This is a genomic window from Paenibacillus sp. FSL K6-2862 (genome assembly GCF_038005125.1).
Classification (GTDB): domain Bacteria; phylum Bacillota; class Bacilli; order Paenibacillales; family Paenibacillaceae; genus Paenibacillus; species Paenibacillus illinoisensis_A.
In genome coordinates, this window is the sequence record NZ_JBBOSN010000001.1 from 3,070,449 (window position 1) to 3,084,589 (window position 14,141).

8 protein-coding genes are annotated in these 14,141 nt (G+C 47.3%); 7 read left to right on the forward strand and 1 reads right to left on the reverse strand.

Annotated features, from left to right (window positions below; translation table 11 throughout):
- Window positions 1-200 precede the first annotated feature (200 nt).
- From MHB82_RS14055 to MHB82_RS14070, 4 genes are all read left to right on the forward strand, one after another.
- Complete coding sequence (locus MHB82_RS14055; protein ID WP_095358169.1) at window positions 201-1,838, forward strand: extracellular solute-binding protein; 1,638 nt, start codon at window positions 201-203, stop codon at window positions 1,836-1,838.
- Window positions 1,839-1,952: 114 nt separating this feature from the next.
- Window positions 1,953-2,900, forward strand: coding sequence for an ABC transporter permease (locus MHB82_RS14060; protein ID WP_095358168.1), 948 nt, complete (start codon window positions 1,953-1,955; stop codon window positions 2,898-2,900).
- 10 nt (window positions 2,901-2,910) lie between these two features.
- Window positions 2,911-3,798 (forward strand): carbohydrate ABC transporter permease, encoded by an 888-nt coding sequence (locus MHB82_RS14065; RefSeq protein WP_095358167.1) that lies wholly within the window; start codon window positions 2,911-2,913, stop codon window positions 3,796-3,798.
- Window positions 3,799-3,831: 33 nt separating this feature from the next.
- Window positions 3,832-4,968: a glycoside hydrolase family 76 protein gene (locus tag MHB82_RS14070; RefSeq protein ID WP_341174982.1), complete on the forward strand. Its 1,137-nt coding sequence runs from the start codon at window positions 3,832-3,834 to the stop codon at window positions 4,966-4,968.
- Window positions 4,969-5,111: 143 nt separating this feature from the next.
- Here MHB82_RS14070 and MHB82_RS14075 read toward each other — a convergent pair whose 3' ends face one another.
- Entirely contained in the window at window positions 5,112-7,169 is a 2,058-nt protein-coding gene (locus MHB82_RS14075; protein ID WP_341174983.1) for a GxGYxYP domain-containing protein, read from the reverse strand.
- A gap of 311 nt (window positions 7,170-7,480) precedes the next feature.
- Here MHB82_RS14075 and MHB82_RS14080 point away from each other — a divergent pair, with 311 nt between their 5' ends.
- The 3 genes from MHB82_RS14080 (at window position 7,481) to MHB82_RS14090 (ending at window position 14,127) form a co-directional block, all read left to right on the forward strand.
- The gene (locus MHB82_RS14080) at window positions 7,481-8,629 is read left to right on the forward strand and encodes a GntR family transcriptional regulator (protein ID WP_341174984.1); all 1,149 of its coding nucleotides are present in this window, start codon (window positions 7,481-7,483) and stop codon (window positions 8,627-8,629) included.
- A gap of 157 nt (window positions 8,630-8,786) precedes the next feature.
- Window positions 8,787-10,991 (forward strand): hypothetical protein, encoded by a 2,205-nt coding sequence (locus MHB82_RS14085; protein WP_341174985.1) that lies wholly within the window; start codon window positions 8,787-8,789, stop codon window positions 10,989-10,991.
- A gap of 40 nt (window positions 10,992-11,031) precedes the next feature.
- A complete protein-coding gene (locus tag MHB82_RS14090; RefSeq protein WP_341174986.1) occupies window positions 11,032-14,127 on the forward strand; it encodes an alpha-mannosidase in 3,096 nt (1,031 codons plus the stop codon).
- Window positions 14,128-14,141 lie beyond the last annotated feature (14 nt).

Below are 14,141 nucleotides of genomic sequence, written 5' to 3' on the forward strand. Positions count from 1 at the left end.
CTCCAAATAAAATGCTAAGAAACGAAGGCGGTTGCTGCGGCAGCCGCTTATTTTGTTTCCGTGTTAGAAATTACAAGGCCCACAAGATAATTGAGGTCATGAAAAAAGTGATACATATCCGAAAAAAATTGCATATACGCCAAAAATGAAAACGCATACAATTTGGTTATTCAAGTAAATCACATAAAGGGGATGACAGGATGCACAAACGGAGCAAGATCGCTTCACTGATGATGGCCTGTATGGTGCTGGTTGTATTTAGTGGCTGCAGCGGGGGTAACAGTGATAACGCACAGCCGCAGATTTCAGAGCAGGACTACGAACCTTACGGCAAGTATGAGACGCCAGTCGAGTTCACGATCGGCCGTAATACCAATCATGTGAATAACCTGCCTCCTGGTGACACCATTGAGGACAATTTGGCCACACGGTATGTAGAAGATCGGGTGAATGTCAAAGCGAAGGTGGCTTGGGAAACAGACGACATGGATCAGAAGCTGTCCTTATCCATGACCACGGGTGAATTGCCTGACGTTATGTTAGTTAGCCGTGAGATATTTAATCAGTTAGTAGATAATGATCTGATCGCCGATATGACAGAGGTTTATGAGAAGACAGCATCCGAAGGTGTGAAGAACATCTATGGCTCCTACGGCGATTTGCTGCTCGATCAGGTGAAGGTCGATGGCAAAATTATGGGGCTTCCGATGACAAACATCGGTAATCAGCACCAATTGCTGTGGATTCGGAAGGATTGGGTAGATAAGGTGGGTGCCAAGCTGCCAGAAACCGCCGAAGATGTGTGGAATCTCGCCAGAACATTTGTTGAAAAGGACGTATCTGGCACAGGCAAGACGGTGGGCATGGTGATGGATTCGAATGCGATGAATTTTAGCCCGATGTTCGCGACGCATGGCGCGTTTCCAACGAATTGGATCGAGAAAGAGGGCCAGGTGGTATACGGATCCGTTCAGCCTGAGATGAAGCAGGCACTCGCTGAGGTTAGCTCCATGTACAAAGAAGGCTTGATTGATAAACAATTTGCAGTCCGGTCGAGTGAAGAGAAGGAAGCGCTGGTGATCAACGGACAGGCAGGAATTGTCTTTAATCCATGGTGGATCGGCTATACCAATTACAAGGATTCCATCAAGCAAAATCCCGAAGCCGTATGGGTCGCGGTATCTGCACCGCTGGATCAGGATGGCAAGTTCAAAACGATTCGTCAGGATCCTGTAGGGGGAGGAATTGTTGTCGTGAACAAGAATTTTGCCCATCCTGAAGCCATAATGAAATCGGTCAATCTGACTACGGATTTTCTGTATTCCTTAACGGATGATGCGATTAACTACAAGAAGGAACATCCCGATGAGATGTTGACTGATGCGAGCCGCTGGAATAACGATCCTACTCAGATTCCAATGCAGGTTGATTATGACGATGTGCTCAAGCGCTATTACGAAGATCTCATGAAAGCCGATGAGTCCGGAGATGCTTCCACCGTTCAGGAAGACCGGGTTGTCTCGTTCAAGGCTTATCAGGAATTCAAAGAGAAAGGCAATGACGTTGACGTCAACACCTATGGCGAATATCTATCTCGAATTGAAGGACAACGAGAAGCGAATAATCCCAATCTGGAAGTGACTCCTGCAGGCTTTTACGGGACTACAGAGACGATGAAGCTGAAATGGGCGAACCTGCAAAAGCTGGAAGAGGAAACAATTCTCAAGATCATTATGGGGCAAGCGCCTATTGATGAATTTGATACGTTTGTCGATACATGGAAGCGCACAGGCGGAGATGAGATTACAGAGGAAGTGAATGAGATGGCTCAAAGGTAATACAGACTGTGTGAAGCAGGACCGCAGTATAGCGGAAGCCTGGTACCAGACTTCCGCACTTCTTTTTGCGATATGAGCTGCCTGTAGATACAGCAAGATGGAGGTGAGAAGGCAATGGCGCAAGCAGAAACGTCGATACCACCCAAAAGGGAACTACGATCAGTCCAGAAGAAACGTAAGCGATTTGACGAAATGACCTATCATTTTATGCTGCTGCCTGGCATGGTGATGCTGTTTATTTTCTCGATTGTGCCCATGTTCGGTGTAATCATGGCGTTCCAGAAGTTCATTCCTGCCAAAGGCATATTCGGTTCCAAATGGGCGGGGCTCAGCAACTTCACCTATATGTTTCAACTGCCGGACGCGAAGCAGATTTTTATCAACACGCTGGTCATCGCGGTCGGGAAAATTGTGCTGGGATTGATTGTCCCTATTGTATTCGCCCTTCTGCTTAATGAGGTTCGTTTGAAAGTGTTCAAGAGCTCGATTCAAACAATTGTGTACTTACCGCATTTTATGTCATGGGTTGTCTTGGGCACGATGCTGACCATGATATTTTCTTTTGACGGCATGATTAACAATTTCCTTGAGCTTCTCGGTTTGGAACGCATCATGTTTCTGGCAAGCAACGATTGGTTCAGACCGCTGCTGATTGTAACGGATACCTGGAAGGAGTTCGGTTACGGAACCATAGTCTATCTGGCGGCATTAACGGCAATTAACCCTGCCTTGTATGAATCCGCTGCAATGGATGGTGCGAATCGTTGGAAGCAGACGCTCCATATTACGCTGCCAGGCATGTTTCCAACCATTATCCTACTGGGTACATTGAGTCTCGGAAACGTACTTAATGCCGGATTCGATCAGGTGTTCAACCTGTATAATCCGCTTGTATATGAAACGGGTGATATCATTGATACCTTTGTGTACCGCATGGGTCTGATCAATATGCAGTATTCGTTCGCAACAGCCATTGGTTTGATGAAGTCGGTAATCAGCTTTGTTCTGATTGTCATTTCGTATAAACTGGCTTCCAAGTATGCAGGGTACAGAATTTTCTAGGAGGGTTAGCATGATTCAATCCAAAACACTCGGTTCCAGGCTATCCCGACTATTGATTATGTTCACGTTGATCCTGATTACATTCATGTCCCTGGCCCCGATTGTAAATACGATTATGGTTTCCATCAGCAGCAGTACGGCAGTTAATGCAGGCCGGGTTTATTTTCTTCCGGTGGAGCTGAACTTCTCATCCTACGCACAGATTTTGAAAGATACGAAGTTCTGGAATGCGTTTCTGATTTCGGTTGAACGGGTGGTGCTTGGCGGTGCGATCAATATGATTTTGACCATTCTAATGGCCTATCCATTGTCACGCAGTATTTCACAGTTCAGATCCCGGAACACATACATGTGGGTTATCGTGTTTACGATGTTATTTAGCGGAGGTATTGTTCCTTGGTACATGGTGATTAGCAAGCTAGGGCTGATTAACAGCATCTGGGCGCTGGTTTTACCGGGTGCGGTACCCGTATTCAATGTGATTCTGCTCATGAACTTCTTCAAAGGCATACCCAAGGAACTTGAAGAGGCTGCCTTTATTGACGGAGCGAGTCCGATCAAAATTCTGCTTAACATCTTCATCCCGATTTCCATGCCGAGTTTGGCGACCATTATGTTATTTGTCATCGTTGGACATTGGAATAACTTCTTTGACGGAATCATTCTCATTAACGACAGCTCCAAAATACCACTACAGACTTACCTGCAGCGGCTTAGTCTTACGCGAGACCAAATGCAGAATCTCTCTGTTGAACAGCTTCAGCAGTACAATAAAATTTCGAACACGACTTTGAATTCTGCCAAAATTCTGGTCTCGATGATTCCCATACTTTTAATCTATCCTTTTCTACAGCGTTATTTGATCCACGGTATCGTCCTCGGGGCAGTAAAGGAATAATCTGATGACTTTAAGAAGGGAAGGGATATTCGAATGCGAAAGAAGAAAATCGTAAGTCTGACGGTGGTGCTCAGTATAATTCTGGTTACGACGATGGGTGCAAGTGGTGGAGGCAAAAAGCACTATGCCAGTCAAGCGCAGTGGGCGCAAGAAAAACTGGAACAATATTACTGGAACGATGAAGCACAAATGATGAATAACGCTTATCCTTCGACACCGGAAGGTGAAGAGCCTCTGAATTATTGGTGGAAAGCTCATGCGGTTGATGCACTGGTAGACGGATACGAACGAACAGGTGACGAAGCGTATACGGAACGGGCGGAAGAACTGGTGCGCAGTATTATTGAACGCAATGGTTCACTTCATAATGAATTTTATGATGATATGGAATGGCTGGCTCTTGCTGCTCTCCGTTTATACGATGCCACAGGCAGTGAAGAAATGAAAGATTACGTGCTGGAACTCTGGGCAGATATCAAGACAGCCTGGTGGGAAGATGACCTTGGAGGCATGGCTTGGAAGAAGGACCAGCGATACAACCGTAATGCGTGTTCAAGTGGTCCGGCTTCGATTCTGGCAGCAAGGCTGTATGAGCGTTTTGGTGATCCTCAGGATCTGGAATGGGCTCAAAAAATATACGAATGGGAAAAACGCTATCTCGTTAATCCGCAAACAGGACTTGTCGCAGATGGCTTGGTGCTGCGTGAAGACGGTACACTTGATGTGAATGAAGCATGGATCTTCACCTATAACCAGCGCACATTCATAGGTGCCGGAGTAGAACTCTACCGGATTACGGGAGATCAGGTGTATTTGCAGGATGCAGAGAAGACAGCAGCAGGTTCCCTGAAGACCTTGACGAATCAGAAAACAGGAATTTTCTTAGAGGATGGGGATGGAGATGGTGCCTTGTTCAAAGGCATATTGATCCGTTATATGGTGGAGCTGTATGATGCCGGGCATAACAAGACTCTGAAGCAAGCGATCTTCCGAAATGCAGATGCGTTATGGAAAGGCAGCCGGAAAAACGGATTATTCGGTCAGGCCTGGGGTCAACCCGCTCAGAATCCGCTCCATCTTACGGCCCAGCTAAGCGGTGTCTTTCTGCTTGAGGCAGCTGCGAAGCTGGAGACAGGTAAACATTCCAAGCCAGGAAAACAACAGAAATAGCAAAAGTTAAAAAAGTGTTAGGTTGAAACCTTTTGGGCATGAGCAATTCGGGTTGTCGCACTACGTAAAAGAAGCATCGTAGCCCTATTAAGGGTTACGATGCTTTTAAGCGTTGGGGTACTATGCCGTATGAAGCATGAAGACTATTTAATAGCAGGCAATTGCTTACTTTCTCGAATGAGGGAGAAATAGTCATCCGCTCGAACCACTTCAAATTCTCCTCCCAGCTCTTCGGTGAGTGCAAGTGCATCGGATGGAGTCATGCTCCAGGCAAGCAATCCAAGAGAAATGAACAACGGCGACTTTCCATCCCAGGTCGCTTTTGCTTCATTGAGGACCTGTAGCCCGTCCTGGGCCGTACTTATTCCACGAATCGTAGATACCGGCAGACTCTTGCCAACGATCTCAACGCCATAGTTATCTTCATAACTAATGAATAGACCTGGCGAATGATAGTCTTTCTCGTAAGCGTTTGCCTTAAATGGGGTGAGTGGTATATTTTCGCTGTCTTCCCGGTTTAAAACATACGAGATTGTCATGCCAGTCTTTTTGAGATATTTTTCGGTTTGTTGCAAAAATTGCCGGAAGCTCGAATCTGGCCATGCACCCGGATAGAAATATCCCGCACCGGATGGTCCGGCAATCAGCAGATCATTGGCAGTTGCCGTATTCACATAATGATTCAATATCGCTGGTGCGCCCTCATAGAGAAGCGGGCTTGACGTCCAGTTGAGTGGAACCTTGCCTCGCGCCGGATCGTCCCACATCACGCGCATGCGATGCTGGTTGTATTGAAAATTATCGCCTTCAGTGAAGGTATACGTTACATAAATTTTATTCTCCAACTGGGGACGTGGAGATTTTTGGACAGGCTTGAACTTCGGCTCGGTTCCCGAGAATACAGTCAGATTACTGAACCAGTCGGCAGCGAGTACGTAAACACCATAACGGGAGGCAATTTCAACAGAGCTGAATTCACCTTCCACATCATTGCTAAACCAGCCAAGGTAGGGCGTTCCCGATTTTACATCAGACATGATTTTCTCAAAAAGAGCTTTTTGCTCAGGTACATTGGAGTCAAGCCAAAACACCATCGCTTTATTGGCGACCGCATAGTCCCTTAAATAACCATAGGGTTCACGCTGTTCTGCAGAGAGAGGACGGATATTCCCAGCGGATACCTTATACTGGTTCCACATGTCCACTTCAGCTGTCAGTTCATTCGTTCCGGCAGGAGGACTGAATTCATACACAAAATAATTGCCATTATCGGCGAACCGATGACCGCCCTGACTCTCAGCAACCTTGGAATTCTGTCTGTCATACAGAAATGCTTCTTCTTCGGGGGTGCCTGCAACGAAGTTTGCAATTACTTTTCCATCTGCCTTCACTGTGACTTCATGCACGGCTGGTCCCCAGCCATCCTGAGTTATAGCGTCATCAAACCGAAGGTATACCTCGGACTTGCCAAGTAAAGAAGAAAGGTCAAGGGAGTATATGTCTCGGTTGCTGGCATCACGTATTGGCTGCTCTTCCTCAGCAATGGTCACAAAGGACTCCGGAAGGCCGGATGGAATTCGAATCGCTGTATCTGGACCAAGTCCGACTAACATCTGGTGGGTCGTTTTCTTCCACAGATTCTCATATTGCCAGGTATAAGCATCAAGCCGGCTGCTGAATTTGCCCTGCAGATCATCAAGGATCTTCAGTTTATATGGGGCTTTGGACAATCGGGCGGCAAGCTCTGGACTGGCAACAACCGCATCTTTCAGACCAGCAAGCGTGGTGGCCACATTAATTGAATCAGGCAACTTCGGGTCATACACAATCATGCCTTTGACATCGTTACGATATGCCGAGAACACTTTCCAGTAATCCTGATGAAGCGTATAGGGTACATTGAGATCATTGAGCCAGGTCATTTTTCCTTCTTCCTGGGACTCGATCAGATAAATCCGCGGTTGTTTCCTGTTAACGATCCCCTGCAACGTTGCAAAGAGCAATTTGATATCACCTGGCGCATCATAGATATCAGCTGCATCCAGATGTTTCGGCTTCTTGAAACTGGGTAGTTCCCGGTTAGCTTTGGAATCCACAGGCTTCGTGGTTTGAACAACGGTTTCCGAAGCAGACGCCGCTCCAGCAGTTAAGGAAAAAGCACATAGGAAGGCTAAACAGAGCATCTTGAATCTACGAGCCATGGCGATTTCACTCCTTGTTTGTAGTCAGAAATTAGAGCGTGTGTATCCCTCAGTTATCTCATCCTCCTTTTGCGGCCGAAAGCCAGACACACTTCTCATTTCAAGATATATTAAATATATTCATATATGTTATTGCAAGGGTTTCGACAAAACTTCCCATTTTTTTAAGGAAAAGCGACATTCCTATCCAGATATTTACCTGGAAGAGTAATATAATACTGCGGTTAAGTTCAGCTTGTTTATTGCGCTTGCTTGTGAAAGGATATATTATATATCTCAAATATTACGAATGAATTGGTGATGTGATCCGAATGAGTACAAACGAACGAATTCCGTTGTATCAGCAAATCCAGGACTATGTCAGACATATTATAACTACAGAAAAGATGAAACCCGGCGATCGCATACCGACAGAAAAGGAACTGATGGATCAGTTCCAGGTCAGCAAAATCACCGTGGCCAATGCCTTGACCGGATTAGCGAATGAAAAGTTGATCGACAGGGTGCCCGGTAAGGGGAGTTTTGTGGCTGAAGAAAACGATATCGTAGCTGCGCCGCGAGCAACGACGATTGCATTGAAGGGAAGAGAAGGTACACTGGCAACCGGGATGGTCGGTGTGGTTATGCCTTCAATCCATGATTACTTTGCCATCAGACTTGTTGAGGGAATTGAACAGGCGCTTAGCGAAAAAGGTTATCGCAGCATGGTCATGTTTACACAAGGCAGGCTGGATAAAGAGAAGGATGCCATCAAGGAACTGAAGGCACTTGGCGCTGAAGGCCTGTTAATTTTTCCTGTCGATGAGGAAAACTATAATGAGGAGATCCTTGGCATGAAGCTTTCTGGCTTTCCTTTTGTACTGATCGACCGCTATTTGCCTGGTGTCGAGACACACTATATTGCGGCGGATGGACGACGCGGTACAAAACTTGCCGTAGAGCATCTGTGGGAGCTTGGCCATCGCAATATCGCCATCTGTTCGGATTCGCCACTGCAAACCGTCACGGTTCAGGAGCGGATCGAAGGTTATATCGAGGCATTGAAAGGCAAAGGATCGTTAATTAATCCGGCCCATATGATTACAGATTTCCAACCTTTAAGTGTGCTTAAAGATGCGGAATCCCACCCCTTGTACAGGTATATAGTTAACCGAATGGTCACGGCATACATTTCGCTCAACGGAAGGCTTGGTGTGCAGATTTATCAAATGGCGAAGCAAGCAGGGCTTCGGGTGCCTGAAGATGTATCCATCGTAAGCTTTGACGATCCAACTTCCATTGTGGAGGAATTCAGCATTTTTACCCATGTGAATCAGTTTGAACGAGATATGGGATACCAGGCTGCGATTAAATTACTTGAAGTGTTGCATGGCCATGAAGACACGAAGAGTTATAGTAAAATACTGATTGAACCTGAACTTATGATACGCCAGACCACTGGCAAAGCTTCTCAAACCTGAAAAGGATGCACATGAAAACCTTCTCCGTCAACACCGGGAAGGTTTTTTGTTTTATTAAAAAACATATTGAATATATTCAATCCATATATTATAGTCTAGAAAATGATGGATAATCATACAACACAGTCCAAACCACATATCACAAGGGGGTTAGAATGTGTCCCGAGACCGAAAAGAAGAGCGCACCGGATTTCAGGAATCTGCTCCGTATCATCCCGACTATGATTTGCAGACTGACTTTGTAATGGTTTATGGCATCGACGAATCCATGCCGGAACGCATCAAGCAATGGAAAGACAAAGGATATATTGTGCATCTCATGACCGGGGTTGCCTGGGGAGAATACAACAATTACCTTGATGGCGAGGTAGATGGCATACCCCACTGGGATGAGGCTCAGATGGATCGTCACCAGCAGATGATTCTTCATGGAAATAAACCGGTTATTCCGTACATGGTACCAACCATTTCATTCGGACGTTATCTAGCCGAGCGCATTCGAATCGCTGTAGATGCTGGCGTTGAGGCTATCCATCTGGAAGAGCCTGAATTCTGGGTGAATGGTGGATATTCTGAAGCTTTTAAGAGGGAATGGCAGCTGTATTACAAGGAATCCTGGATTCCGCCGCATGCTTCGCCGGATGCTCAATATCGTGCTTCCAAATTAAAGGCTTACTTATACACCCGGGCCCTTGATCGGTTGTGTGCCGAGATGAAGGATTATGCACTGCAGCGATATGGCCGTGACCTCCGCTTCTACGTTCCGACGCACAGTCTGATCAATTACACACAGTGGCGAATCGTCAGTCCGCAATCCCAACTTGTTGAGCTGGCTTCCATCGATGGATACATAGCACAGATATGGACAGGGACATCGCGTACAGCCAATGTGTATGAAGGGGTGCGCAAGGAACGCACATTTGAAACCGCTTACCTTGAATACGGCGTGATGCAGGAACTGGTACGCGGAACCGACAGACGCATGTGGTTTCTGCATGATCCGATCGAGGATAACCCGAATTACACCTGGGCGGATTACAAACAGAACTATCTAAAGACGGTTGTCGCCTCGCTTCTGCATCCCGGGGTTGCCCATTACGAAGTCGCGCCATGGCCACGAAGGATCTTTCAAGGGACTTATCCTACGGAAGAAGGTTCCGCCAAGGAGAGAATCCCCGCAGACTATGCAACAACGCTGCTTCAGGTCATGCATACGCTGGGTAACCTGGACCAGAGTGTGAGCGAAGTCGATAAGAATTCGCTGCAAGTTGGTGTTCTTATTGCCGATTCTGCGATGTTTCAGCGAATGAAGCCTCATCCAGAGGCGCCAAGTCCAGGAAAGTATGATGGAACAGATCCTGAAGGGTTTCAAGAAGAGGGGGATACCGAACTGCTCGATTTTTCTCCTTTTTATGGTCTAGCGCTTCCACTGCTAAAACACGGTGTGCCCGTCCGTCCCCTTTTACTGGATAATGTGCGGCGGTATCCGGGTTATCTGGCGCCCTACCATGTCCTTGTCCTGAGCTATGAGTTTATCAAGCCACAGTATCCGGATGTTCATTATGTGCTGGCACAGTGGGTGCAGGATGGCGGGGCGCTGATCTATGTTGGCGATGATAGTGACCCCTATCATGATATTCGCGCGTGGTGGAATCTGGATCAGGAAGAGGGAAGGTCTGGAACCAAGTATCATTCCCCGCGTGAGCATTTGTTCGAGCAGCTTGGTCTGAAGGAGGAAGTGGGCCGCGCCCACCGGATAGGCAAGGGAGGGATGGTCTGGCTGAACGAACACCCAGCAGAATTTACACGATCCAGGGCAGGAGCTGATCTCCTTCGTCAATCGGTTCAAGATATCATTGCCGCGCTCAACCCATCAGCTATCCAGTGGGAACCGAGACCGTATTTCAAAATTAGACGCGGCCCTTACATCATCGGTTCTGTTTTGAATGAGTCGGTAAGCGAAGAACCCCTGGTCATATCCGGCCCAGTGGTGGATTTGTTTGATTCGAAGCTCTCTGTACTAAGCCAGGTGGTTCTGAAACCTGGAGAACAGACGCTGCTCTATGATGTTGAGTCAGGACGTCCAGCGACTGGAGAAGTTTCTCTCATCGCGGCTTCTTCCCGAATCGAAAATTTGTCCGAATCGGGTACAGGTTTTCAATTTTTGGCGAAAGGACCCGCCCGTCTGCAAGCAACCGCGCGTTTGTACAGCAAGGTGAAGCCTGTATCGGCCCATTACATTGTTCAAGGTCAAGCGGTATCCGCAGCTTGGGAATGGGATCCGGATTCACAGACCGTGCTTGTTCAATACGAGCATGGGAATGAAAACAATGCAGAGGTACATGTGAGATGGTCTTCCTGATTTCTTAGCCCAATCACCGTAACAGAGAGGAGCAACGAACATGCCATACGAACCGATCAGGCCGGAACGGTTAAAACAGATGTTATATAAACTTCGAGAAGCCATATATAAGCCAATTACCGAGCTGGAAGTAAAAGCGTGGGTTACGCCTGAGCCCGTATCCTATGAATCCCGGATGTCGGGAACGGAAGTTACGCTCCATCCAGGAGAACGCTGGGGAGAGCTATGGGACTGTGCCTGGTTCCGTTTCGCAGGTAAAACTCCAGCCCTTAAAGTCAACAGTCATGAGAGCATCGTCCTCTTGTTGGACGTCAGTGGCGAACTATGTCTTGTCGACCACGAAGGAACACCAGTTCAGGGGTTGACGACCATTAACTCCGAATTTGACTTCTCCTTGGGCCTGCCTGGCAAGCGAGTCGTTCAGCTCCGTGAGGCATGTATCAGAGGAGATGAAATCGAAGTATGGGCTGAAGCGGGCAATAATGATTTGTTTGGCAAGTATCAAGGCGGTTCTATGAGAGAGGCTGTTATCGCAGTCTGCCGGGAAGACATTCGTAGTTTGTACTACGACACCGAAGTTCTACTGGAGACGGCAGAACATCTCCCAGCGGGAACAGCTCGCAAGGAGAGAATCTACCAGACACTCTATGACGTGTCCTTGCAGCTGACTGATTTCTCGGAAGAGCGTATTCGACTAGCGAAGAGACAAACGCATGAACAGCTCAGCCTTGAAGGGGGAGACCCGGTTTTAACCTTGAGTGCTGTAGGTCATGCACATATCGATTTGGCCTGGTTATGGCCGATTCGTGAAACGATCCGTAAAGGGGCTAGAACGTTCTCAACCGTGCTTCGCATGATGGAACGTTATCCGGACTATGTGTTTGGAGCGAGTCAGCCCCAGCTGTACGATTGGATAAAGCAGCATTATCCCAAGTTATATGAGCAGATCAAGGGACGAGTACGTGAAGGAAGATGGGAGCCGCAGGGAGCCATGTGGGTGGAATCGGATACGAATGTGCCGGGCGGAGAATCCCTTGTACGGCAGATTCTGTATGGCAAACGTTATTTTCAACAAGAGTTCGGGATGGAGATGAAATCACTTTGGATGCCTGACGTATTTGGTTATTCGGCAAGCTTGCCCCAATTATTGAAGAAATCCGGGGTCGATTATATGATGACCCAGAAACTTTCCTGGAGTGAGTACAATCGGCATCCCCATCATTCTTTTATGTGGGAAGGGATTGATGGCTCAGCGGTATTAACGCATATGCCTCCCGAGGATACGTACAACAGCCCGGCAGCACCCCGTTCCATCGCCAAGGCTGAGCAGGGATATCTGGACAAAAATGTATCCGGCTACGCGCTGATGCTCTTTGGAATAGGGGATGGGGGAGGAGGACCGGGTGAAGAGCATCTGGAACGACTCGAACGGACCAAGAACCTGCTCGGCTTGTCTCCCGTTATACAAGAGCCTTCATGGACATTTTTTGAAAAACTCAATGAAGATCGAGAGAAATTCCAGACGTGGCGCGGGGAGCTGTATCTGGAAAAGCATCAGGGTACCTTGACTAGTCAGGCGCGAAGCAAGCGGTATAACCGAAAAATGGAGAAAGCGCTGCGTGAATTGGAATTTGCATCCGTTCTGGCGGCAGCCCAGTTAGGTCACTCTTATCCCTCTGATCTACTTGAAACCATCTGGAAGGAAGTCTTGTTGTACCAATTTCATGATATCCTTCCGGGATCATCAATCAAGCGGGTATACGATGAATCACTAATCAGGTATGAAGAGCTGTTCATCCAAACAGAGAACATGATTGCAGATACCTACAGCCGTTTGGCAGATCAGATGGCTCTACGCGAGAAGTCACCCTCAGTATCTGCAGTGGTGTTTAATTCATTACCTTGGGAGCGACAGGAATGGCTTCACATGCAAGGCCGATGGATGAAGGTTCAAGTTCCCTCCATGGGATACACGGTTGTACCTGAATATTCAAACCAGAGCAGCATAGCTGAGTCCGGAGCCTGCATTGTACTGGAATCAGGGATACTGGATTCAGAGTTACATGTAAATGTGGAAGAACGCTTCATCGAAAGCGACTCCTTCTTCGTGAAATTTGATCCGAATGGTGCCATTCTCTCTATCCTGGATAAAGCAGAAGCACGAGAAGTCATTCCACAGGGACATCAGGGAAATAAACTCCGTGTGTATCATGATGAAGGAGATGCATGGGATTTCAGCCATGATTATTCAGAAAAGGCCGGTGTGCCGCTAACATTGCATGAAATTCGTGAACTTCGCGAAGGGCCCAGGATTGGACTGATCTTCCAATACAACTATGGCAAATCCGAGTTGACTCAGAGTGTTATTCTTACTGAGGGCAGCCGGAGAATCGATTTTGTAACCAAAGTGGATTGGCGAGAAAACGCCAAGATGCTGCGTACGTCTTTCCCGGTGAATGTTCGCACAGATCAGGTGCATTGTGAGATTCAGTTTGGCAGTCTATCCAGACCGACCCACCGGAATACCATGTGGGATTTTGCGAAGGATGAGATCTGCGCACATCAGTGGATCGATATATCTGAGCCCGATTACGGTGTGGCATTACTCAATGATTGCAAGTATGGTCACAGAGCCTTTGATAACGTGCTTGACCTGAACCTGCTTCGCAGCAGCTCGTATCCTGATCCTGAAGCAGATCGTGCTGAACACGAATTCACTTACTCGTTATATCCGCATCAAGGGAATCACGTTCAAGCCGAAATCTATAGAAGAGGCAATGAACTGAATATCCCTTTGCGTGTAGTGACGTTACCCTCGGTAGGCGATAAACAGGATGGAAATCTGCCTTTCTCAAAATCATTCCTGCAACCCGACCATACACACGTCATGGTGGAGTCCATCAAAAAGGCTGAAGAGGGTGACGAGATCATCGTTCGCCTGTATGAAACGTCTGGAACACATGCTCAAACGGTCATTCACCTTGGATTCGATACCGCTGAGGCCTGGAAAACTGATCTGATGGAGAACATCATGTCGCCACTTCCGATGACAGATCCATCCCAAATATCGCTATCGTTTACGCCATTTGAAATCATTACTCTGCGTTTGAAGTTGTTGCAGGTACAGCAAAGGTAGCGGGTGTCCTTCAT